We start from the raw sequence: 23,682 nt of genomic DNA, 5'->3' as shown, positions 1-23,682 counted from the left end.
GGGGGATCTCCCATGAAGCGCATTGATGCCGCCCTGTATGAAGGGCTGCGGGCAGAGGCCCAAAGAGCCCCCCGGCGGAGGGTGCACCACTGTCTGCATGAGAGCCAGGATGATCCGGTCCAGCGGCTTGTCGTTGACATGGAACCCGGAACCTATATCCGGCCCCACCGCCACGGGCAGTCACCGAAATGGGAACTGTTTTTCTGTCTGGTTGGTCGTGCTGCGGTGTTGTTGTTTGATGATGCGGGTCTTCTCACGGAAAAACTCGCACTTGCCGCAACCGGGCCGTGTTATGGGGTGGAGATTCCGGCCGGGATCTGGCACACCCTGATCATCGAAGAGCGGGGCACCTTGCTGGTGGAGATCAAGCCCGGCCCATATGCGGTGCTGCCCGAGGAGGATTTCGCTCCCTGGGCTCCGGCGGAGGGCGAGCCCGGAGCGGCAGGATTCGAGGCGGCCCTGCAGGTGTTGCCCGTGGGTAAGGCGGTGCTTTCTAATATTGGACGAAATCAATGAGCCACAAGGTAATCAATATCGGCTGTGACGTAAGCGGGGTTCCCACCCCGAGCTATGTCTGCGACCGGGCCAGTCTGGCCCGCAACCTGACCATCCTCGACCGGGTGCAGCAGCGCACCGGCTGCCGCATCCTCCTGGCTCTCAAGGGTTTTGCCATGTTCAGCCTCTTCGGCCAGATCCGCGAGGTGCTGCACGGCGCTTCGGCCAGCTCTCTGTCGGAAGCGCGTTTGGCCCGTGAGGAGTTCGGCAAGGAGGTGCATGTCTATGCCCCGGCGTACGGGGATGAGGAGTTTGCCGAGATCCTCGGTTGCGCCGATCATCTGGTTTTTAATTCCTTCCGCCAGTGGAGTCATTTCCGGGAGCGGGTGGGAGGAGCGGGCAAGAAGGTTTCTTGCGGTATTCGGGTCAACCCGCAGTATTCCGAGGTGGATGTGGATCTCTACAACCCCTGCGGCCGCTTCTCCCGTCTGGGTGTGGTCCGCGACCAGTTCCGCCCCGAGTTGCTGGGGGGGATCGAGGGGCTGCATTTTCATGCCCTCTGCGAGCAGGGGGCCGATGCCCTGGAGCACACGGTTGCGGCCTTTGAGGAAAAATTCGGCGAATTTCTGAGCAAGATGCAGTGGGTCAATTTCGGGGGCGGGCACCATATCACCCGGGAGGGGTATGACCTCGACCGTCTCTGTGGTACCATCAGCCGGATTCAAGAACAATACGGAGTCCAGGTCTATCTGGAGCCGGGCGAGGCCATCGGCCTCAACATCGGGGTGCTGGTGACCCGGGTGATGGATATCGTGGAAAACGAGATGCATACCGCCATCCTCGACACCTCGGCCACGGCCCACATGCCCGATGTTTTGGAGATGCCCTATCGGCCGGTGCTTTTCGGCGCAGGCGAGCCCGGCGAGTTTGCCCACACCTATCGCTTGGGCGGGTTGTCCTGCCTGGCCGGTGATGTGGTGGGTGACTATTCCTTCCCCGAGCCGCTGCAGATCGGGCAGCGGCTGGTCTTCGGCGACATGGCCCATTACACCATGGTCAAGACCACCACCTTCAACGGGGTGCGGTTGCCCAGCATCGTGGTCTGTGACTCGCGCACCGGCGAAAGCGAGGTGGTGCGTTCCTTCGGCTATGAGGATTATAAGTCCCGGCTTTCCTAGGGTGTTTCTTTTTTTCCCTGCGGCCGTTCTTCTTTCAGCCCTTGAGTTGGTGGGGTGATATGGAAGAGGAGGTAGCCGTCCCCTTCCAGAATCAGCCGGTTCAGTCCCTGGCCGGCTCCGTTACTATCCGAAAGCAGATCCTTCACCACCGTCCCGTCGCCAAGAAGCCAGTCCGCATGCACGCTTACCAGGGCAGGTTCGGTGTGTTCGTTCATCAATGCCAGAAGATAGCCGTCCGTGGTCTGGCGCAGGTCGCAGAGAACGTAGTTGGCTCCAGGGCCTTTGAGCTCGATCCGGGGCGACATGGCGAAAAAATTCTTATAGATCGCGCCGAGCCAGGTGGTGCGGGTGTCCCAGGCAAAGGTGGGGACCCCGCCCGGGCTGTTCATTAGGAGAGCGGGGGCGATGAAATCGCCGAGGCCAAAGGTGTTGATGGCGGTGCGCGCCATGGGATGTTCCTTGGTGACCAGCGCCGCACTCAACCGCAGGCCGGACTCTGTTTCGCTCCACACCTGGGCGGTGCCTCCGGAGGCCGGACGTACCCCAAGCCAGTATTTCCAGACCCGCACCGTTTTCGCTTGGGTCTGGCCGAGGATTCCGGTTGGTTCAGGCTTGAGGAGCAGGGGGGCATAGCCGGCGCTCCAGTCCGCTCCAGGTCTGGTGCCGCTCTCCCAGGCTGGCCGCGCCTGACTCACATCCACCCCGAAGACCTTGGCTATGGTCGTGGCCCAACGGGGATTGTTCCGGTGGTTGGCGTCGAATTGGCCGGGCAGGTCAAGATTGGCGTGGATGTTCATGCCCTGATTCAGCAGGTTGGGCAGGGCGGCCAGATCCTCCGGTCGCATCTGATAGTTTCTCGGCAGGAGCAGGCCCTTGGCACCGCTCTTCATCCCGGCGGTGCCCAAATCGGCAAGAGGGTGGTTGATGAGTTTTGGCCGGAAGCCAAGGCGGCGCAATCCACCCCAGAGGGAGGCACTCTCCTCTTTGGTCTTGTTCCAGCTCAGATCAAGGTCTTTTGGCCAGTAGACGAGGATGTCCGGCTCCATCGGCTGCGAGCCAACAAGAAAGCGGGCCAGGGGCAGCGCATCCATCCGCTGAAACATATTGCGTACCGCCTCGTACACCTTGGGCTTGGGGCGCCGCTCCTGATCCACCACCCCGAACCCTGCTTCCCGGGGATATGGCGTATTGAGGAAGTTGTTGCGATCGCTCCAGTGGAAGAGCTGCACGCCCATGGCCCCGGAGAGCAGGGCTTCCCAGGTGGAGCTGACGATGGCTTCGGTCTGGCGGGCCGCAGCGCCGGGGAAGAGGGTTTCCGTGGAGCTGTGCCCGGTCTCCGTGATCAGCACCGGGATGTCGAGCAGGTCGCGATACTTGGCGATGCCGAAGTCCAGGGAGCGGAGTTCGTGCCCTGCCAGGGCCCAGGCGTAGAGGTTGAGGGAGATGAAATCCAGGGGCGCGCCCGCGTTCCGGCAGCGTTCGGTGATGGTCTGCGGATCCTCACCGGTGTAGTTGGGGTCCAGACCGTTGAAGATACCGCCCACCATGGAATAGGAGATCAGCTGGTTCGGGGCACCGCTCTTCGCCGCCTTGGCGCCTGCGGCGAGAAAGTCAGCGATGGTTTGTTTGCGCCACTGGATAAGGTCGTGGTAGCCCGAGTTGCGGATGGCCTGATGATCGGTCCGGTCTTCGGGGTAGCTCCGGGCCATGGGTACTTCGCTGAAGTCGCGGAAGGTGGTGCCCCAGGCAGTGTTGAGCCGCTCGATGCTCCCCCCATAGGTTTGCGCGAGAAAAGTCCGGTAGGAGGGAAGACTGGCCTGTTCGTCGTAGCCGACCTGGTTTTTGAGCGGCTTGTTCTCCCAGAGATCGTAGAAGGCGAATTCGTTGCCGATTATCCAGCCACCGATGGCCGGGCTAGCCTTATAGCGGGCGCAGACCGCAGCGATGAAGCGGGCAAAGGATTCCTTGGCCTGAGGGTGGCTGTAGTTCAGCAGAGGGCTGGGGCCGGTCACGGTGCGGGCCATAGCCTCCGGGTAATGGGCAACAAACCAGGAGGGCGGGTACTGGTAGCCGATAAGGATAAAGAGTTTGAGTCCGAGCTGTTCGGCTTTCTTGATCAGATGGTCGGCCTGATCCCAGCGGAAGACCCCTTCTGCCGGTTCCACGCTTTCCCAGACCAGTTCCACCCGCAGGGAATTGGCATGGGCCTGCTGCATACCCTCCAGGTCATAGTCCACCTCCGCCAGGGTCTGGGTGGCGAAAACCGGCGGGTTCCACACCTGGTAGGCGAAGCCGTGGGGGATGAAGGGCTCCTGGCGCTCTGTATCCCAGAAATAGCCCTGGCGGATGGTCAGGCCAGCTGTAGCCGTGCATGGCGTAAGGCAAAAGATGAGTAATGCGGCTACCAAGAAAAAGGCGTGAAGCTTTTTGGGTGCGCGGGGAAAAGGTGTCTGCGTCAACAGCATGGAGAAAATGCCCCCTGGGATAGAGATGGATATGGAGTGATGCTGGGGCATTGTATCATTAGTGGGCTGCGGCTGTCCTGGGTAAAAAGGTTTATCTGGGAAGTTCTGGGAATGAGATGGGGAAAACCTTTCTTATGTTCTCTCTTTCTTCTTTTGCGTGCCCAAAAGAAGAAACAAGAAAAAGGCACCCCAACCAGTCCTGGCCCTGCGGGCTTCCCTTACTTCTCGCCGAGGGCGGGACGCGGAAAAACTCGGGCTTAGCCCTCAAACAGTCGGAGTCTTCGCTTACCTCCCGCGTCTTTTTCCGCCCTCGTCTGCGAGGCGCGGCAGGACAAATGGGGGAAAGGAAAATCCCATTGGCACGCAGCCGAGCACCGGAGAGGCTGCCGAAAAGGGGATTTGCACTGTTTGAGCGCAGCGAGTTTGCAAAGCCCCGGCAGCATTGAGGAGCACAGGGCATCCCGCCTTCGGCGGGACAAGAGACACAGGGTGCCTTTTCTTTGGTTCGTTTCTTTGGGCAAACAAAGAAATGAACATACTGATTACATGACGCATTCCCGGATAAAACATAAAAAAAGGCCGGAGCCCCTGTGGGGCGTCCGGCCTTTTTTACATTTAAGGTGAAAGGTGCTACTCAGTGCTCTGCTATCCCGTAGCCGGATTCGCCATGGAGGGATTTGTCCAGGCCGTCGAACTCACTCTGCTGGTCGAGTCTGAAGCCCACGGTCTTTTCCACAATCACACAGATCAGCAGGGTGGCCGAAGCGGCCAGGGCAATGGTGACGCCCATCCCCAGTAGTTGGACCTGCAACTGATCAAAAGCGGTCCAGGTCCGTCCGGCAGCCTCCGAGGCCTTTGCCATCCAGGAGTCGCGGATGAAAAAGGAAAGCAGCAAGACCCCGAGGCCGCTGCCTACCCCGTGGATGCCGAAGCAGTCCAGGGAGTCGTCGTAGCCGAGGCGCATTTTCATGATCAGGGCGAAGTAGCAGACGATGGAAGAGGCCGCGCCCAGGGCAAGAGCCCCCATGGGCTGAACCACCCCGGCGGCCGGGGTGATCACCACCAACCCGGCCAGGATTCCGGAAACAAAGCCCAGAGAGGTGGCCTTGCGGAAGACGATGGCTTCGATGAGCAGCCAGGTCAGCGCCCCGCTTGCCGCAGAGATCTGGGTCATTGTCAGGGCCCGAGCTGTTTCCAGGCCGCTCTGCATGGTGGAGCCGGCATTGAAGCCGAACCAGCCAACCCAGAGAAGGCCGGCGCCCATCATGGTCATGACCAGGTTGTTCGGGTGCATGGCGGTCTTTGGATACCCCTGCCGCGGTCCGAGGAACAGGGCGGCAACCAGGGCGCTGACGCCGGCGGAAACGTGGATGACCAAGCCGCCGGCCAGATCGATGACCCCATTGGCCCCTGCGTTGAACAACCAGCCGTCCGGAGCCCAGATCCAGTGGCACAGGGGGCTGTAGACCACGAGAAACCAGAGGACGATGAAGAGGACGTAGCCCCGAAAATAGATCCGTTCGGCCAGGGCACCGCTGATCAGGGCCGGGGTGATGATGGCGAATTTGCCCTGGAACATGGCCAGGACATACTCGGGCACGCCGTTGGTGATTGTCTCGTCAATGCCCTTGAGCATGAAATAATCCGGGTTCCAGCCGATGACCCCGCCAAGAATGCTTTTACCGAAGGTGAGGCTGAAGCCGCAGACCACCCAGAGCACGCCGATGACCGCCATGGAAACATAGCTGTGCATCATGGTGCCCAGGACGTTTTTGGAGCGGACCAGGCCGCCGTAAAACATGGCCAGGCCGGGGACCATCAGCAAGACCAAGGCTGTGGAAATCAACATCCAGGCGGTGGTGCCGCTGTCTACACATTGGCTGTCAGCAGCCAACGCAAGGGTGGGGAAGAGCACAAGGCCAAGGGTGGTGCAGGGTGTGAAGATAAAACGATGCCGCATGGTATCTCCTTGGTGTTCCGGATTGATCTGGTTTGGTGGACCCATTAACGGTCTGCGAGAATCGTGCCACGTTTAAGTTTCTTGTTATATGGCTGAAGATACATCATTTTGCACTTCCAGTATTTTTTTGCCCGGTCATAATATGCAGACATATATGTAAAATTCATCTTTGTTTTGTACATATATGTAGCGGATTTTTGTTGAGAGCCGTACGGAAAGGGGGAGAAATGGAGGTTTGGAAAATCATGGACCTGGTACTGGTATTTTTTCAGTATTGACCCTGAGGGCGAAAAAATGAGATACCCATACATTGCTGAGTTATGGAGCAAGCGGCGGGTGTCCTGGGGGGACTGCCCATGATTTTACCGGGAAAAGGAGAGGGGGATGCGCAGGTTTGTGGTGAAATTTAAGGTCGGGGGAGCTGAGCTTTGGCGGACTGCCGCCATCGAAAAAACAACGGTTAAGGCGCAGAATGTGGCCATGGCCATGGTTGAGTTTCATCGAAAACACGCACAGGTCAGCGGAAAAATGACCGTTACCGAGGTGTACGAAGAGGTCTAGCCCAGGGGATCTGAGGTTTCATACCGAGATGTTTTTTAAAGAGGGAGTGGCCCGGGGCCGCGCTCTCTTTTTTTTGTCCAACCCCCATGGGTGAAAAATCCGGGAGCTTTTTTTGCGTACGGCATCGGCAAAAAAAAGCGGGGCAGCCAGGAAAGGCTGCCCCGCCGGATTGGCGCAAACAGAAACAAATACAGCGAGAATCAGAAGGGCCGCATCACCCAGATGCCGCAGGGGCAGGTGTCGCTGCAGAAGCCGCAGGCGATGCACTTGTCCGGGTCCGAGACATACTGGTAGTTTTTGCCGTCCAGCTTCTGCCGGGAGATCGCCTGGGTCGGGCAGATGGTCTCGCAGAGATGACAGTCACGGCAGGTGCCGCAGCTCATGCAGCGTTCCGCCTCCGCAGCCTCGGAAGACCCAGGGCAGGGCTCCGGGGTGTAATGGGCCGCAGTCAGAGTGGCCTGGGGAATAAGCTGTTGGCCGAAATCATGCCATTCCTCCCCCTTAAAGGCTGCCAGCAGGGCTTCCGCAGTCTTCTTGCCTGCGCCTAGGGCGTTGGTGGCAAGGCCTGGCCGCTCCACATCGCCGATGGCCGAGATTTTGGGGTCACTGGTCCGTCCGGCTGCGTCGCACTTGATCCAACCGGCACCGCCCACGGTGATAACCTCGACGGTGTCGGGAAGGAACTTCAGGGCCGGGACATCGCCGATGGAGATGATCACGGTCTGGGCCGGGATGAGCTGGCCTGCCGCGTCGATGAGTCCTTCGGCGGTGACCTCCTTGGTCTGAACCGGCCATTTAAAGGTGGCGCCCAATGCCTCGGCCGCCGCCTTTTCCTTGCCGAATGCCAGGGGCTTTTGAATATCCACCAGGCATACTTCCTGGGCGCCCAGCCGGTACGCTTCGCAAGCCACATCGCAGCCCACGTTGCCTGCGCCGATGATCACCACCTGCTTGCCGACCTTGGGGGGCTTGGCACTCTTGGCCCCCTTCAGGAAGTCCAAGGCCGGGATAACCCGCTCATGGCCGGGAAAGGGAATGGTGCGCGGCTGATGGGTGCCCACGGCCACGATGACATGGTCGTATTTTTTCTTCAGCTCGGCGAACTTCTCCTTGGTCATGGCCACACCGAAGTTGACCTTGATGTTGGGCATGGAGAGGAAGCGCTGGATCTCCGCGTCCCAGATGGCTCGAGGCAACCGCTCCCAGGGGATAACCTGGGCCAGCTTGCCGCCGAGTTGCTGGTCGCGTTCAAAGATATGCGCTTCTACCCCAGCCTTGGCCAGCTGCCAGGCCGCATTCATCCCAGCCGGGCCGCCGCCGATGATGGCGACCTTCTTGCCCAGTGATTTTGCCGGCTTGGGCGGTTTGGCATCGCGGGAAGCACGGCCCAGCATCTGTACGTCGATTTTTTCGTCAACCACCTGCCGAGAGCAGTTCTGCATGCAAAGATTCGGGCAGACATGGCCGCAAACCGAGGCAGGCAGAGGGGTATAGTCAAGGAGCATCTTGTAGGCCTCATCTGCTTTACCCTCGCGGAACAAGCGCAGACGGTCGATGGTGGGGATATGCACCGGACAGTAATAGGCGCAGGGCGCGGCTTTGTCGCGGTTGGCCCAGAAGGGCTGCCGTCGCCTGAGATCCCCGGTCTCGATCATGCCGATGGGGCTGCGGTCCAGCCCTGGGGCGAGATCGCGGATGGGGTCGCCGCCGCCGAAACCCGGGTTCCAGATCTTTTGCTTGAACTCGGCCATGGGCATGGGGCCGGAGAACATCAGGGCCCGAGTCTGGGGCGGGATGGAGATCAGCATCATCCATTCCTTGCGGACGGAGAGCTTCTTGAGCAATCTGGGTCGGCCGATCTTTTTCAGATACTGAGGCATCCGCTCCATGAGCCATTGCCATTGGGCGTCATCCGGAAGTATCGCCATGACACTCTTCTTGTCATAGGAACCGTCGTTTTTGCCCCGGTAGAAGAGCCAGCCGCCGACCATGCCGACGCAGGGGCGGTAGCCCAGGATGTTTTTCGGGTTCTTGGCTTCGATGCCGCAGATCACCCCGATGCCGCCGCAGTTGAACTCGGCAAAGGTGTCGCCCACCGAGCCCAGCACCCAGAGCTCCGGGCGCTGGTGTTCGGGGTTCCATTTGGTCATGGTCAGACCGCGCGCCCCGATGGAGCCGCCGATATAGACCTTGCCTTCGGCCATGGCGTTGCAGACCCCGTTGGTGGCGTCGCCCTTGACGGTGATTTCGGCGCCGATATTGAGGTAGCCAACGTCATCGGAGGCGGGTCCGTCGCAGAGAATGGTGGTGCCGGGCATGCCCATGCAGCCGAGGCGCTGGCCGCAGGGGCCGCTGACCTCGATCTCCACCTTCTTGCCGCCGTTTTTCAAGCGCCCGCCCACATTGTGCTGGCCGTAGGTTTCCAGTTTCAAACGGTTGGATTTGGCAAAGGCCTTCTGGACCAGTTCTTCGAAGTTCTTGGAGCTGATCCGCTGGCCATTGGCATCAAGCCCTTTTACGACAATTGCTTTACTCACAGCGTACTCCTTCTTTAGGGGCCGTTACGAAATAACTATCGTTGTTAACAGCCGCGTAAGCGGCGATGCTACAGTGGTTATTTTGTTACGGCGCCTTATGCCGTTCATGGCATCTCAATATTTTATAGTTATCTCTAAGCGACGGCTAACAGACGTATCTGATATTTAAACGTTCGGCCACATCCTTGTCATTGATACCCAGGGCATCGGACATGCCGATGGGCAGGCTTTGCGAGCGACCCAGGGGTGCCATGACCTTCTTCATCTCCGTGCGGATGGACATGAAGGTCTCCACCACGCGTTGGGCGACCTGATCCGGGTCGAGGCGGCGATAGAGCTTGGGGTTCTGGCTGGTGATGCCCTTGGGGCACAGGCCGATGTTGCAGACGTTGCAGCGGTTCGATTCGGTGCCGAGGCAACCGGCCGCCGATTGCATGATGAACTTGCCCATGTGAACGCCGGAGGCGCCCAGCATGATCAGGGCCATGCCGTTCTGGGTGACGTTGCCGTTCTTGCCAACGCCGCCCGCGGCGAAGATGGGGATTTCGTTCTGCTTGCCCTGGGCGCAGAGGTCGAGGTAGCACTCGCGGACATTGGCGGCGATGGGGTGGCCGGTGGCGTCCATGCTGATATTGTAGGCCGCACCCGTGCCACCGTCGATGCCGTCGATCATCAAAGCGCCGGCATAGGGGTTACGCACCAGGTTGTTTAAGACCGATTTGGCCGAGGTGGAGCCGGAGATCTTCGGATACACCGGGACCCGGAAGTTCCAGGCCATGGACATGGTCTGGATCATCTTCATCACCGACTCCTCAATGGAGTACAAGGTCTGGTGCACGGGCGGCGAGGGCAGATCCACACCCTCGGGCACCCCGCGCAGACGGGCGATGAGCTTCGATACCTTGAACCACATCAGCAGGCCGCCGTCGCCGGGCTTGGCGCCCTGGCCGTACTTGATCTCGATGGCCGCCGGATCGCACTGCATCTCGGGGATGGCCCGGATGATCTCGTCCCAGCCGAAATAGCCGGACGCGATCTGGAGAATGATGTATTTGAGAAACGGGCTGCGCAGAACCCAGGGGGGGCAGCCGCCCTCGCCGGTGGCCATGACCACGGGAATGCCCAGAACCTCGTTGCAATAGGCCACGCCTTGCAGTAAGCCCAGCCACATATTGGGCGAGAGCGCGCCAAAGGACATGGAGCCGATGACAAAGGGGAAGATCTCCCGTACCGGCGGAATCCACTCGCCGGCCAGTTTGCGGCGGACATATTCCTCCGGCGGCAGTACCCGGCCGAGCAAGGTATTGCAGGAAAACTCGTGGCGCCCAGCATCGAGAGCCGGATCGGTGAGCATGGAGATCCGGTCGAAGATGATGCGGTCAAGCAGGCTTGCGCCCGGATCGTTGCGGCGGCCGCCGCGTTTGGCCGGTTCACCCTGCTGGCTGTTGAGGAAACGGAAGCGGTCGCGTTCTGCATTTTGCACCGGATGGATCGCCTCGTTGGGACAGACCATGGCGCAGGTGCCGCAGCCGATGCAGCGCTTGTTCACCTCGGTGGATTGGCGGATGCCGACAAAGGTTTTGTACGAGCTGCCCCGTTCCGAGGAAGAAAGCACCAGCTGGGGCATGCGCTTGCGCATGTAGGCCAGCTTCAGGGTGCCCACCGGACAGACGGCGGCGCACTTGCCGCACAGGGTGCAGCGGTCTTCGCGGTGCTCAATGATCCAAGGCAGATCGTTGGGGGTCAGGCTGCTTGGTGTATTGGCAATTGATCGAACTGAGACCATATCTGCAACTCCTGTCTGTCTGGAGGAATAATAACGGTGTGTTCCCGCATGGGCTGGAAATCCTTGGAGCGATCCCGGTCGGGGATCATCGCGTCAACGCCGCACATCTCCGAGGCAATGGCCCATTCGCCGGGCTTGCCGCCCACGGTGGCGGGGCGCATCTTCTTGGCATCCATGACCAGCATGGAGGTTTCATCGGGCAGGGTGCCGATCACCGCGTTGGGGCCGTCGATGATCAAGCGGCGGCAGGCATCCCGCAGGCCGCGAAGGAAATCGCCCTGGGGGTGCTTGGTCAGCTCTTCGTTTTTGAGCGGGGTGATCACGTGCTTGTAGGTTGCCAGGGGCAGCTTGAGCTGCTTGGTCACATAGTGCAGAATATGGGCGAAGACTTCGGAATCGGACTGATAGCCGATGTAGCCGGGGTAGGCCCGGCCGGTGAGCCAATCTTTGATGGGGATAAAGGCGGTGTTCTCGCCGTTGGTCATGGTGGCCACGCCCTGGATGAAGAAGGGGTGGCAGGCATAGAGGTTGATGCCGTAGTTGGTGTTCTGGCGGCCCTGGGCCATGCAGATCCGGCTGGTGATCCGACCGGAGTCCAGGCCCAGCGCAAGACCGATGTCCAGGGGCCAGCCCACTTCCTTGGCCATGACCACGTCGGGCCACAGGGAAAAGGCGGTGAGGTCGTTGCCATGTGCCTCGCCGTCGGCGCGCAGGGCCAGGCGGGTCAGCATCAGCTCGTGTTCCACCTGGTCGGTGGAGAGCTTGCTCCAGGCGGCCGGTTTTTTGTACACCCGGAGGATGTATTTGTGCCGGTCTTGGGCCTCGATCATCGCCTTTTTTACATCATACTCGTGGTCGTACTTGAGGGTGAATCCCGCCTTATCCATAATATGATCAAGACGGGCCAGCGCCTCTTCGGTGTGGGCGATGCCCGAGAGGATCGGGTCCTGGGCATTGTATTTGTAGTCCGCAAACTTAAGCCCCCGGAGCAGCAGGCCGAGACCGCTGCCGTCATACCCTTCCTGCATGGCCTCCATGGCCTGCAGGACCGAAAAGGGGGAGAAAGGCTCACTTGCGGTTTTCATAGCTAACCGGCACATGTGTCACTCCTTTGCATTATATAATGATAGGCTTTACGAAAAAGCGAATAGGCAACCGACATCCTTGCGCTATTGAAAAAAATATGCGGCTGCAATCTGGTAAATATAGTGATTCCAACCAGAAATTTCAACCGTGCAGGGCGAAGATAGCGACTCACTGCATTACACCACAAAAAGTGGATTGTCAAGGGGGGAAACCGGGCTGTTCGGGGGGTAATTCACGTTGATTTTAAAGTTTGATTGGCAATACGCTTGACATTCCGTGACAAGATCTTTAATAATCTGATTATGAGCATATGCACAAAATAGAATGACTAGGCTGCCATATTAGAGAAAATCAAACCGGAGGAACGTGACATGAAAATCGCAGTCAGCGCAACAGGCAAAGAACTCTCTTCCGCTGTTGATCCACAATTCGGGCGAGCCCCCTATCTGCTCATCATTGAATCCGATACCGGAGCGATTATCGAGGCAATCGATAATCGCGAGGCCAACGAGGCAGCTCAGGGGGCCGGAATCAAAGCGGCGGGCCGTATTGCCGAGGCCGGAGCAAAGGCGATACTCACCGGTATTGTTGGACCCAAGGCGGCCGCAGTCTGCGAAAAAGCCGGGATAGATATGATCAATGGGATACGCGGAACAGTGGCCGAAGCAATAGAGAAGTTCCCGGCAACCGGGGCAGTTTCCCGGGCCCAGGAAGGCCCAGGGCAGAGATCAGTTGGAAAATCTGTGGCATGTGCGACAGGTAAACGCCGGGGACAGCAGGGCCAAGGTCAGGGGAAAAAGGGCTGTGGCTGCCGAGCCAGGCGGGGTGGAGCATGAAAATTGCCGTTGCCAGCGGCAAGGGCGGTGTTGGCAAAACCACAATCGCTGTAAGTCTCGCCCTTGCGGCGGATATCCCGGTTCAGTATGTCGATTGTGATGTGGAAGAGCCAAACGGTCATATTTTTTTGCGGCCGGTTCTTGATCAGTGCAGAGAGATAACGCTCACCGTGCCGGAGATTATTGAAGAGAAATGCACCGGCTGCGGGGAATGCCGGGATATCTGCCGATTTAACGCCATCACGGTTTTTGGCGTCATGGCTATGGCTTTCAACGAACTCTGTCATGCCTGCGGGGGTTGTTTTCTGGTTTGTCCGGAAGCAGCCCTCGTTCGTGGGAAACGATTGCTTGGCATTCTTGAAACCGGACAGGCAGGCAAGATTCGTTTCAGTCATGGCATTCTTCGGGTGGGCGAAGCCATGTCCGTGCCGCTGATCGCAGCGGTAAGGGAGGCGGCGGAGCAGGAAGGCGGGCTTATTATTCTTGATGCGCCCCCCGGAACCTCCTGTCCGCTTATCGCCACCATAATCGGAGCAGACTATACCCTGCTGGTCAGCGAAGAAACGCCTTTCGGCCTCCATGACCTGCAACTGGCCGTGGGAGTATTGCGTAAACTTGACCAGCACTTCGGGGTCATTATCAATCGGGCCGATCTGGGAGACGGAAAAACCGGGCAATGGTGCCGCAGAGAAAATATTCCGGTACATCTTGAAATTCCCTTTGAGCGCGGGATAGCCGAGGGATATGCCGCTGGCAAACCTTTGATTCACTGTCGTCCCGAATTGCTGCCTGTATTTGCCTCTTTGCTCAAGGAGTTAACTTCATGAAGGAACTGCTGATATTGAGCGGTAAGGGGGGCACGGGGAAGACCTCAATAGCCGGGGCCCTGGCCATGCTGTTGCCGGAAACGGTTCTGGCGGACTGCGATGTGGATGCCGCAGACCTACATTTGCTTCTTTCTCCCCAGGTTCGGGAAGAGCATGCCTTCTGGTCTGGGGTAGAGGCGGTTATCGATCCTATTCTCTGTGCCGGGTGCGGTCTTTGCGCCGATCTTTGCGAGTTTCACGCCATTCGTATGGAAGAAAAGGCGGAATTAAAGCTCTTTTCCTGTGAAGGCTGCGGTGTTTGTGCCCGCTTTTGCCCGGAGCATGCAATCCGTCTCCAGGAAAAACAATGCGGGGTCTGGTTCAGGTCTGATACCGAATACGGCCCCATGGTGCATGCCCGTCTTGGGATTGGAGAGGAGAATTCCGGAAAGCTCGTTTCTCTGGTGAAAAAAAGAGCCAGGGAGCTGGCTGAAGTTGAAAAAGCCTCTTGGCTATTGGTGGACGGGCCACCGGGTATTGGGTGCCCTGTTATCGCTTCTTTCTCTGGGGCTGACTTTGTCTTGCTGATTACCGAGCCGACCCTTGCCGGCCTGCATGACCTGCAGCGGGTGGCGGATTTGGCCCGTCACTTCAAGGTATCGGTTGGTGTTTGCATCAACAAATGGGATCTTCATCCCGGGTATAGTGCTGATATTGAGCGGTTGTGTCGCGAGCAGGGTATTCCTGTTTTGGCAAAAATCCCCTTTGACCGGGCAGTTGTATGGGCGGTAGTCGCGGCCATGCCTCTGCCGAAGCATGCACCAAATTCTCCGGCAGCTCTTGCTGTTTATGGGCTTTATGAGAAAATTATCTCTCTTGCCCAGGGTAATTGACCTGATTGGTGAGGCACAGGTTTTTAATTTTTAGAAGGGAGGCAGGACATGAAGGCACTGGTCGTCTATTCATCACAGACAAACAACACGAAGAAACTGGCGGAAGCCGCAGCCGCGGAGCTTAACGCTGAAATAGTTTCGGTTGGGGCGGCAGGAGACATCAGTGGTTACGATCACATCGTTGTTGGCTTCTGGTTAAAGGGGGGCGGTCCGGATCCTGCGACTCAGGAGTTTTTGCCAAAGTTGTCCGGGAAAAAAGTTTTCCTGTTTGCAACCCATGGCGGTGCCGTAGACTCCAGTCATGTCAAAAACGGGATGAGCAAGGCACGGGAGCTGGCGGCGGGGGCAACAGTGACAGGCAGCTTCAGTTGTCCCGGCGAGGTTTCTGTCAAGGTGCAGGCTGCGGTAGCAGAAAAAAACCCCAAGGCCCCCTGGCTTCACGATGCGCCAGCCGCAGCAGGTCATCCCGACGAAAATGATCTTACGGCTTTGCGCAAGGGTCTTCAGGACAGTTTTTCCTGAGTTATGTATCGAAAAACATGAAGGGGCGTGCAGCTCTGCGCGCCCTTCCCATTGAGGTCGCCTCTCCTGCCTATGGAGGAGATTCTCTTCTTTTTTTGCCCGTCATCTCAATACGTAGAGTTGCAAAAACGAGCTGGTAGTCGCAGTGCAGTGAAGCACCAGCGCGACCTTGGTTGGTTATGCAGAAAGACCGAAATGGATGTATCTGTTTAATATAACAGAACAAAGAAATATAAGCCGAGCATGGCATAGTTTCTGCTAAAGCTTCTGTTGAACACATTGTGCGACATCATGAAACTCTGGTCGTTAGGCTCAGGAGATCAAAAAAAGCACTCAATACCAATGATGGAGACAAAAATCGTGAAATACAAAAAAAGAATGTTTTCAAGCGCAACGGGCCTTTTCCTGTTTTGGTTTTGTCTCATGTCCCCGGGAATAAATTATGCCCTTGAAAACAGCGAATGCCTGGATTGCCATGTGGATGAAACCCTAGTGCGTTCAGGAGAAAAAGATTTCAACGATAGCAGTATGAAAGCCAACCTATATGTTGATGAAAACAAATTTAATCATTCCATACACAACATCAACGGCATTACCTGTGTGGACTGTCATACAGATATCAAGGAGCTTAATTGCAATCAGGAGGTGCCTCATCCGAAATACCTGAAAAAAGTTGAGTGCTCAACCTGTCATCAGGCAGAGGGCGATGCCTTTGTTCATAGCGTCCACATGGAGGCGCGAGGCAAGGGGATTGTTATGCAGTGTTACGCTTGCCATGATTATCACTATACGAGTCATCTTGAATCAGCATCGGTTGCCGAGAGAGAAAATGGTTTTTGTTTGAGATGCCACAACCCCTATCAGGAACATAACTGGCTGCCCCAGAAGCAGGCGCATTTTTCCTTTGTGGAATGCACGGTTTGTCATGCGCCGGCAGCCCCACGCCATGTGCATCTCAGGTTCTATGATCTGGTAACCAATACTTTTTTAACCGGGGACAAAATCGTTAAAACCCTGGGTGTTGGCTATGATGAGTTTTACAAGACAGTGGATAAAAACAACGATGGAGTTATCGACAACGATGAAATCGAAGAACTTTTTATCCTCCTCCGGCAGAAAGACGTGCATATCATTTTTCGTGCGGAGCTTGTTTCTGAAATGCAAGCCATTGTCCATCAAGTTCAGAAGGGAGGGGCGATCAAGGATTGTCAGCAATGTCACGTTCAGGATGCCCCCATTTTTGATGCGGTTACCATTGTCTTGAATAAGGATGACGGCTCCATTGAGCACTACAAGGTGAATCGAAGTGTCCTGGAAAGCTATCACACCAGCCATTTCTCGGCCTTAGGCGGCACCCGGGTACGATTTGTCGACAAGATCGGTCTGACCATTATTTTCGGGGGAATCGCCGTTGTCTTGATTCACCTTGGCGTAAGGGTCGTAACCATTCCTGCCCGACGCAAAAAAAGCAAAAAAGAGCAATAAGGAGATATGGCAATGAAAAACACAGAAAAGGTATATGTGCACCCCGCCCCGATCCGAGTCTGGCACTGGATCAACGCCGCAGGATTTATTGTTCTGGTGGCGACCGGATTTCAGATCAGATTTGCCGAGGTATTTTCCTTTCTCTCTCTTCGGGATGCAATTGTTCTCCATAACTATACCGGGTTTCTGGTGATGGCGGATTATCTTCTCTGGTTGGGGTATTATCTGGGGACAGGAAAGATCACCATCTATTTCCCAAAATTACAGGATTTTATCCCGAAAACCATCGCGCAGGCCAGATACTATGGGTGCGGACTCTTTAGGGGGGAGAAAAATCCGCACCAGATGACTCCGGAGAACAAGTTTAACCCGCTTCAGCAGCAAGCCTATGTGGGGCTTATGTTTTTTCTTGTTCCCGTTCAGATATTTTCCGGACTTTTCCTGTGGCAGGTAAAAAAACATGAGGCTTACCTGGGACTGCTCGGTGGGATTAAGGTTGTGGATACTCTGCACGTTTTGCTCTTTTTCTTCTTTGCGGTCTTTCTGATCGTGCATTTTTATCTGGCCACCTTGGGGCACACGCCGTTTGCACATTTTAAGGCGATGTTTACCGGGTACGAGGAGCATCATCATTGAAGTAGTATGTCGATAATAAGTATGGACCGCAGACGAAAAACAGCGGGGTCCTCTCGGGCCCCGCTGTTTTTCGTTTAGGCAACAGGCAGCATCCATCTGAATTCTCTGTCGTCTCTCTTTTGCGTGGTTGATCTCTTTTTGTACGCTTGGTTGGAAAATTATGCCGCGATATCTCTTTTTGTTTGGAGATGGGGGTGCAGTCGCACAATTTTCGTAACTTTCCTCCAGTGTTCGTGCGGGGTATTGGCAGGCAGGGCGATAGGGTGCAGGCTTATTGTTTTGATCTTGTCATGATGATGGTGCCATTCTTTTGTTGTGGGAGGCGATAAGGTATGGGTCGCGATATCAGCACTATCATAGCGAAGCAGTGAGGCTTTGGTGCGACCATGTAGAGACGCAAGGCGAGTAGTTGTCGTTGCAATATACCGATATAACAAAGAAAAACAAAATATGAACTTTGTGGCATGATTAATGCTTAAATAGGTGATCAGGAGTAGCTTGCGACTGTAGTGCAATAGAGTATATGGTTAATGTTGTAAATACTTAAAAATATATTTGTAAAGTTATAATAAAAACTAGAGTTGTGATTATTTAAAATAGATAATTACAACAAAAATAAAATTCAACATAAGGAGAAAGGTCATGGAACAATTACTTATATTGCTCGGGTGGGTTCCGGTTGCCTGTTATCAAATAGTAAAAAAAGAGTCTGATAAGAAATGGATGTTAACCGGGATATCATTAGGTGCTGTCATTGCGCCTATAAGTTTCGGGTTGGTGAAAATGATTTATGCCACAGGAATTCTTAAGCTCTTTGGTGTTGTAGGGCTTGTCCTGAATATCATCCACGGTCCCATTGGTTATATGATGGCGACAATGGCTGGTCTTATCAAGGCGGGTGTCGCTCTTACCGGACCGGAACTTGTTATTATCAATCTTCTGAATGCGCTGTTGTGGGCCTCTTTTTATGGGTCGGTCGGATACAATATTGACTTGAAGGTCGCCAGTGAGGCAGGTGCTGGGCATCCCGTTCCCGTCGGAGCCTCGCCGCAAGCAGGCTGATTTTCGGTTTTTGGCTTGACCGGTAATTTTAGTCACAGGAGGAAACGTCATGAGTCAATATTGCTTGCTGCTCGGTATAGTACCTCTTTGTTGCTGTCATCTTGGCAAACTCAACCGGTTGAGCCTGAAATGGATGTTGACCGGAATCTCCATCGGCATGGTCGTCGCTCCGGTCAGCCTGGGCCTGGCCCAATGGATCCATGTCGCAGGGGTCGGCAAGATGATAGGTGCAGTTGGCGTATTGCTGAACATTATCCATGGCCCCATCGGATACCTCATGGCAACCTTTGCGGGAATTATAGAGCCAGGGGTTGTGCTCACATCTCCTGAGCTTTTCATGGTCAATGTTTTGAGCGGGTTATTCTGGTGTTCACTTTATGGATCGCTTGGTTACAATATTGATCTGAGGCAGAGCAAGGAAGAGCGGGTAAGGGGTTGGAGTCTTGCTCCGTCGCGGAAATCCCTCTAGCGCTGAGAATCTATCGACGCATAGATAAACGCAAAGATGCAACGGTAGTGATGCTATCGTTGCATCTTTGCGTTTGTGCAACATATTCCTTAGTATCGAAATAATTGTAACATGCCGATATGGATTGATAAATTCAGAATATGATACGGCGGCACGAAAAATGCTTTATCGTCAAGTTGGGTGTTGCAATAAAAGGATGGTGGTTTCAAAACTAAACATCAAGAGGCTCGGAAATGCATAAATCAATACACAGATCGATGGCACGCCCTGGCCGCGGTTTCACCATTAGCATGGCGGAGCTTGAAAAAGAAGCTGCGCAGGAAAAAATCCATCTGGATACACCCCGGATACTTCTTGCGCTGGCCGCCATTGTCGGTTTGTGGGGTCTGGTCAATCTCTTTTCCGGGATACTGCAAAGCGGTGGTGTCGCTGAGCTTGGGCTGGAGTGGTTCAACGCCGTATTAGGGATGTAGTGCTCTGCGTGAGGTGCAGTTTCGTGTCTGGTGATTCAGGTGTCTGGTCAAAGAAAAAAGTTGCAAAGCTTGAGGGGTCGTCTAGAGAACACAGGAAAAGGAGATACACTATGTTAGAGAAATTTGGAGAACGTATCTCGTCAGCGCACACAAATCAGCGGCCCGGGGATTTGACGGAAAGAAGAGGCCTCCACACTGCCTTGACTGAGGCTGTCCTGGAAAGCATTTCAGATGGCGTTTTTACTGTTGACGAGCACTGGCGCATCATCTCTTTCAACAGGGCAGCTGAGGAAATCACCGGGATGAGACGCAAGGAGGCTATCGGGGAATTCTGCTGGGATGTTTTTCGTTCCAATATGTGCAAGAACGACTGCGCCCTTCGTCAGACCATGAAAACTGGTTCCCCAATCATTAACCGGTCTGCCAGCATCATTAATCATATGGGGGACCAGGTTCCCATCAGCATCTCAACCTCCCTGTTACGCAACAGCGACGGCCGAATTATTGGCGGAGCGGAAAGTTTTCGAGATCTCAGCATGATGGAAAATTTGCGGAGAGAACTGGAAGGTCGGATCCAGATCGCGGATCTTATCACCAGAAGCCCGGCCATGCAGAAAATCGTTGATATGCTGCCGCAGATTGCCGCAAGCAACAGCACTGTCCTCATTGAAGGGGAAACCGGAACCGGGAAAGAATTGCTGGCGCGCGCCATCCATGATCTTAGCCCGCGCGCGGACAAACCCCTTGTTTCCATAAACTGCGGCGCTCTCCCGGATAGCCTTCTTGAGTCGGAGTTGTTTGGATACAAGGCCGGGGCGTTCACCGGAGCCAACAAGGATAAAGTGGGCCGTTTTGCCCTTGCTGAAGGGGGTACTTTTTTCCTGGACGAGATCGGAGAAATAAGTCAAGCCCTTCAGGTTCGGTTTTTGCGGGTACTCCAGGAAAAAGTGTATGAGCCACTGGGCGGCACCCAATCGGTTAAAACCGATGTGCGGGTAATTGCCGCCACCAATCGGAGCCTGGCTCACCTCGTTACCACCGGGGAGTTCCGGCAAGACCTTTTCTATCGCATCAATGTGGTAAAGATTACTCTGCCTCCTCTGCGTGAGCGAAAAGAAGATATCCCCTTGCTGGTGCATCATTTTATCTCCCGCTTTAACCGCAGGCAGAAAAAATCCATTCAAGGGCTGAATATGGAGGCGCTTGCCCTGCTTCTTGGGCATGAATTTCTCGGTAATATCCGCGAATTGGAAAATATCATCGAGCATGCTTTTGTCCTCCGGGAAACGGGAATGATAACCCCGGATGATTTCCCTGCCGAAATCCTTTTTATGGATCAAGACAACCTGGCCGTCCCCGGGACAGCGGCTTATCAAAATACTCAAGAGAGGCCGGCGCATCCCAACGAATTTTCCGGGATGGAATCCGCCGTGCATGCCGTGGAGGCCAAGGCGATCATTGATGCACTGAAACGCAATAATTTTAACCGGGTGGCTGCGGCCCGCGAACTCGGCATCCATAAAAGCACTTTGTTTCGCAAGATTCGGGCCCTTGGCATTTCCCTGCCCCAGGTAGACGGCCGTTTTCGTCCATATGGCATGGCGGACAATCCTTTGGGTGCATAATGATTGAAGCAGTTGCAAAACGCCGGGTCGGCCCGGATTCGCACCCAACATTTTTTCCTGTGAGGTTGCAATGGCTATCAAACTGAGAAAGTCCATCTCCACAATCTCCATTGCCCTTATCGTAATTCTTGGCAGTCTCCTGCTGCTTGGCTATCGACATCATCAGCTGCAGAAGGAATATGACGCGCTGCTCGAGCAGAGCCAAAAGATGGTGGCAAAATATGGCGCCATTCGTGAACAGACCATCAATGCCCTTATCAGTGGCAACCCGGAGCTTATGGCTCGCAGTACTGCGGAGCTGAACGATTTTCAGGGCGATTTCGCGAAGACAATAGAAAGCAGCCGTATTCCGGAGGAATATCGAAGAACTGTAATCAGCCATTTGGACATGCAGGAGACTCTCGCCCTCCTTCAGCGTGCGGCAAGGGACGGCATCAGTGTGCAGGCAGCCGGACAGATTAATGAGAAAATGCGCGCTGCCGAAGAGCGGCTCTCTCTGTTTGACCGTGTTGTCGCCAGCCATTCAAAGCGGAAGATATCAGGCTTTCAGTATATCGTCACAGGAGTTCTGGCTCTTGTCGTTTTCTTTATAGTTACTATCTTGGCCTTGGGTCACCGGACCGTTATCGTTCCCCTGGTGGACCTTGTCCGACAGGTCAAGGGGGTTGGTGATGGGGTGCGTAAGAATATTTCTTTGCCGGAACGAGGTCTTGCCAGCGAAGTCGCCAATCTCGGGCAGTCATTCCAGAATTTGCTTGTCTACCAGATGCAGGAATCCAGTCACCTCGGTAAACGCAACGAAATTCTTTACTCCGTGCATCGGGCGGGGCTGGCTAGCACCACCGCTGAGTCCGTTGACGATTTGTTTGAGAAGGTTTGCAGCGCTTTATTGTTCGGTAAAAACTACTGCATGGTGGCGATCAGCGTTCCGGATAAGGACGGACAGACCCTGATGCCTGCTTTGACGGAAGGACTCCCTGTTATTATGAACAGAAAGCCAGGAGAGCTTTGCCTTGCTTTTTTGCTGAGTGAGGCAAAAGGTGAGGGGGAGAAGTTGGAATCATCGCTTCGAGCTTTCAGGCAAGGCAAACCCGTGGTGGATTTCGATATTCTCGCGGACATCCCCGAGGGTCATCTCAACGGCACCATTTTAGCGGAGGGGTATGCCAACTGCATTTCCGTTCCCTTGATTTGGAGACAGAAAATGATGGGAGTCATTACCCTTTATTCCACAATGCAAGATAGTTTTGCGGGTGAAGAAATCTCCTTGCTTGACAAGATGGCCAACGATGTTGCTTTTGCTCTCCATTTTTTGCAAGTAAAAAAGGAGGCGACGCAGAAGGAGGCGATGAACACCCTGTTGCTCCAAGAGTCTCAATACGGGGCTGTAACGCTTTCGCCCGAGGGGGCTGTCCTTGTCATCCACGCCGACAGTCAACGTTTTTTCTGGAAGGAGCCCGAGCAGATGCTGGGGAAAACCTGGTTTGATTTTGCCCTCCCGGAAGAACGTGCAGGCCTGAAAAGGGAATTTGCCCGGTTTTTGGAGCATGTTCAGGCAACTCCTGAGGTTGAAGGGGTTGCAACCATAGTCGGCGGGAAAGGAGGAAAAGAGCGAATTTTGCATTTCTCGTACCATTACCAGGAAAATCCAGCCTGGGAAGGGGGCAACATTCTCTGCCTGTTTGCAGATGTAACCGAACAGAAAAGGCTTGCCGCGGCCCTTGCCGCCAGCCAAGCGCAACACAGCCATGTTTTAGACTCTCTGCCGGATATTGTCGCGGTTGTTTCCCCTAAGGGAGAAATTCTTGAAATAAACGGCGCAGGAAGAGGTGCCCTTGGCATGAGCACAATTGGGGGAGATACCCGGAACATTCTTGATCTGCTCTATCGGTCCAGATCGAAGAGCAAGGCCCATTTGTTGGAGTTTTCCCTCAGAAAACAGGAGGCAACGAATTTTGATGCGGAATTTGATAATCTCGCAGGGCAATACCGAATAACCCTTGCTCCACTGGCAGTTTTACCGAAAGAAAAAGACCGGGTGCTTTTTGTTGCCCACGACCTGGGCAGGGATACGGGGACGTGTGCAGAAGCGGGAACCTCTTCCTTGCAGATGGCCGCCCTGGTCGAAGTCGCTGGCGATGTTGGTAATGAGATAAACAATCAAAGTAATGGCATTATCAATTATGCCCAGATGCTTCTTGATTTTGGTCACGAGGGGAGTTGGAAGGATGACCAGATTGCCTTGGTTGAAAGAATTCTGCATCAAGGGGAGAAAATTGCTGTTACGGCGCAAAAATTGTTTGGGCCTTTAGCTTCGAGAGGGACAAGGGAGTCCTATATTTCACCTTCGGTCGGTTTGCCGGAAGTTATTCATCAATAATATTGAATCGTTGAAGAAGTATTTTTTAGGGGAAATGAAGGACAGGGCCGAAGGGATTTGTATCTTCTTGTAGCCTTTTGCTTTTCTTAAATTTCAGTCTGGCGGAAATGAAAACGATAGAGGCGGAAATGTTTGTCTTTTCGGTATTCACTTTGTTGCGCAGATAAAAGTGGGCCAGTGCCTGGGTGAAGCCTACCGGAGAATGCGTTTTTCCGTTGAATCTTATGTCGGGTCTCAGGTCCTGGCCCAGTTCGGGCAGGTCTTCGAATCGGGCCATTTTCCCTTGACAAAAAAAGACAAAAGGAATAATCAAATCCCTCTCGGTGCAGCATGCATCGTCTGCTTCCGTTGAAACCCTGTTGTTTGAAATCGGATTAAATTCGGTATGTTGTGCGTGACCCTGCGTGCCGAGAACCCCCATGAAGAA

The 23,682-nt window shown here is 55.0% G+C and carries 20 protein-coding genes and 1 pseudogene; 15 read left to right on the top strand and 6 right to left on the bottom strand.

Features of this window, described 5'->3' with window-relative positions:
* Positions 1-12: 12 nt before the first annotated feature.
* Together OLX77_RS02290 and nspC are read left to right on the top strand one after the other, a co-directional pair.
* Positions 13-516: a WbuC family cupin fold metalloprotein gene (locus OLX77_RS02290; RefSeq protein WP_307631966.1), complete on the top strand. Its 504-nt coding sequence runs from the start codon at positions 13-15 to the stop codon at positions 514-516.
* Positions 513-1,673, top strand: coding sequence for a carboxynorspermidine decarboxylase (nspC, locus tag OLX77_RS02285; RefSeq protein ID WP_307631965.1), 1,161 nt, complete (start codon positions 513-515; stop codon positions 1,671-1,673). The genes OLX77_RS02290 and nspC overlap by 4 nt, the downstream gene beginning before the upstream one ends.
* Here the strand turns inward: nspC and OLX77_RS02280 are convergent.
* Both OLX77_RS02280 and OLX77_RS02275 read right to left on the bottom strand, forming a co-directional pair.
* On the bottom strand, positions 1,670-4,138 hold the full coding sequence (locus tag OLX77_RS02280; protein WP_307631964.1) for a beta-galactosidase: 2,469 nt from the start codon (positions 4,136-4,138) through the stop codon (positions 1,670-1,672). The two genes, nspC and OLX77_RS02280, sit on opposite strands and share 4 nt — an antisense overlap.
* Before the next feature lie 634 nt (positions 4,139-4,772).
* Complete coding sequence (locus OLX77_RS02275; protein WP_371877483.1) at positions 4,773-6,098, bottom strand: ammonium transporter; 1,326 nt, start codon at positions 6,096-6,098, stop codon at positions 4,773-4,775.
* Positions 6,099-6,482: 384 nt separating this feature from the next.
* Between OLX77_RS02275 and OLX77_RS02270 the strand changes: the two genes are divergently transcribed.
* A complete protein-coding gene (locus OLX77_RS02270; protein ID WP_307631962.1) occupies positions 6,483-6,659 on the top strand; it encodes a hypothetical protein in 177 nt (58 codons plus the stop codon).
* A gap of 200 nt (positions 6,660-6,859) precedes the next feature.
* Here OLX77_RS02270 and OLX77_RS02265 read toward each other — a convergent pair whose 3' ends face one another.
* From OLX77_RS02265 to OLX77_RS02255, 3 genes are all read right to left on the bottom strand, one after another.
* Positions 6,860-9,196 carry an FAD-dependent oxidoreductase gene (locus OLX77_RS02265; protein ID WP_307631961.1) on the bottom strand — a complete coding sequence of 779 codons (2,337 nt, stop codon included), beginning with the start codon at positions 9,194-9,196 and terminating at the stop codon, positions 6,860-6,862.
* Between the two features lie 145 nt (positions 9,197-9,341).
* A complete protein-coding gene (locus OLX77_RS02260; protein WP_307631960.1) occupies positions 9,342-10,982 on the bottom strand; it encodes a glutamate synthase-related protein in 1,641 nt (546 codons plus the stop codon).
* Positions 10,940-12,082, bottom strand: a complete 1,143-nt coding sequence (locus tag OLX77_RS02255) for a class II glutamine amidotransferase domain-containing protein (RefSeq protein WP_307631959.1) — start codon at positions 12,080-12,082, stop codon at positions 10,940-10,942. The genes OLX77_RS02260 and OLX77_RS02255 overlap by 43 nt, the downstream gene beginning before the upstream one ends.
* Before the next feature lie 357 nt (positions 12,083-12,439).
* Here OLX77_RS02255 and OLX77_RS02250 point away from each other — a divergent pair, with 357 nt between their 5' ends.
* The 12 genes and pseudogenes from OLX77_RS02250 to OLX77_RS02195 all read left to right on the top strand — a co-directional run bounded on the left by OLX77_RS02250 (position 12,440) and on the right by OLX77_RS02195 (position 23,255).
* Positions 12,440-12,904 (top strand): NifB/NifX family molybdenum-iron cluster-binding protein, encoded by a 465-nt coding sequence (locus tag OLX77_RS02250; RefSeq protein ID WP_307631958.1) that lies wholly within the window; start codon positions 12,440-12,442, stop codon positions 12,902-12,904.
* Positions 12,901-13,731 (top strand): nucleotide-binding protein, encoded by an 831-nt coding sequence (locus OLX77_RS02245; protein WP_307631957.1) that lies wholly within the window; start codon positions 12,901-12,903, stop codon positions 13,729-13,731. Before OLX77_RS02250 ends, OLX77_RS02245 begins: the two co-directional genes overlap by 4 nt.
* Positions 13,728-14,603 (top strand): ATP-binding protein, encoded by an 876-nt coding sequence (locus OLX77_RS02240; RefSeq protein ID WP_307631956.1) that lies wholly within the window; start codon positions 13,728-13,730, stop codon positions 14,601-14,603. The genes OLX77_RS02245 and OLX77_RS02240 overlap by 4 nt, the downstream gene beginning before the upstream one ends.
* 48 nt (positions 14,604-14,651) lie before the next feature.
* Positions 14,652-15,125 carry a flavodoxin family protein gene (locus OLX77_RS02235; protein ID WP_307631955.1) on the top strand — a complete coding sequence of 158 codons (474 nt, stop codon included), beginning with the start codon at positions 14,652-14,654 and terminating at the stop codon, positions 15,123-15,125.
* A 360-nt stretch (positions 15,126-15,485) separates the two neighbouring features.
* Positions 15,486-16,610 (top strand): cytochrome c3 family protein, encoded by a 1,125-nt coding sequence (locus OLX77_RS02230; protein WP_307631954.1) that lies wholly within the window; start codon positions 15,486-15,488, stop codon positions 16,608-16,610.
* 12 nt (positions 16,611-16,622) lie between these two features.
* The gene (locus tag OLX77_RS02225) at positions 16,623-17,246 is read left to right on the top strand and encodes a cytochrome b/b6 domain-containing protein (RefSeq protein ID WP_307631953.1); all 624 of its coding nucleotides are present in this window, start codon (positions 16,623-16,625) and stop codon (positions 17,244-17,246) included.
* 642 nt (positions 17,247-17,888) lie between these two features.
* Positions 17,889-18,308, top strand: a complete 420-nt coding sequence (locus OLX77_RS02220; protein WP_307631952.1) for a hypothetical protein — start codon at positions 17,889-17,891, stop codon at positions 18,306-18,308.
* Positions 18,309-18,357: 49 nt separating this feature from the next.
* A complete protein-coding gene (locus tag OLX77_RS02215; protein WP_307631951.1) occupies positions 18,358-18,777 on the top strand; it encodes a hypothetical protein in 420 nt (139 codons plus the stop codon).
* A 233-nt stretch (positions 18,778-19,010) separates the two neighbouring features.
* On the top strand, positions 19,011-19,250 hold the full coding sequence (locus tag OLX77_RS02210) for a hypothetical protein (RefSeq protein WP_307631950.1): 240 nt from the start codon (positions 19,011-19,013) through the stop codon (positions 19,248-19,250).
* A gap of 110 nt (positions 19,251-19,360) precedes the next feature.
* Positions 19,361-19,753: pseudogene (locus OLX77_RS02205) on the top strand (PAS domain S-box protein); the annotation flags it as partial.
* 33 nt (positions 19,754-19,786) lie between these two features.
* A complete protein-coding gene (locus OLX77_RS02200; protein ID WP_307634057.1) occupies positions 19,787-20,875 on the top strand; it encodes a sigma-54 interaction domain-containing protein in 1,089 nt (362 codons plus the stop codon).
* A 70-nt stretch (positions 20,876-20,945) separates the two neighbouring features.
* The gene (locus OLX77_RS02195) at positions 20,946-23,255 is read left to right on the top strand and encodes a GAF domain-containing protein (RefSeq protein WP_307631949.1); all 2,310 of its coding nucleotides are present in this window, start codon (positions 20,946-20,948) and stop codon (positions 23,253-23,255) included.
* Positions 23,256-23,280: 25 nt separating this feature from the next.
* Here OLX77_RS02195 and OLX77_RS02190 read toward each other — a convergent pair whose 3' ends face one another.
* Positions 23,281-23,676 (bottom strand): hypothetical protein, encoded by a 396-nt coding sequence (locus tag OLX77_RS02190; protein ID WP_307631948.1) that lies wholly within the window; start codon positions 23,674-23,676, stop codon positions 23,281-23,283.
* Between the last annotated feature and the right edge of the window lie 6 nt (positions 23,677-23,682).

Origin of the sequence: Thiovibrio frasassiensis, from assembly GCF_029607905.1 — a bacterium.
GTDB lineage: Bacteria > Desulfobacterota > Desulfobulbia > Desulfobulbales > Desulfurivibrionaceae > Thiovibrio > Thiovibrio frasassiensis.
Note: the sequence above shows the minus strand (reverse complement) of the source record. Positions and strands in the feature narration are given on the sequence as shown.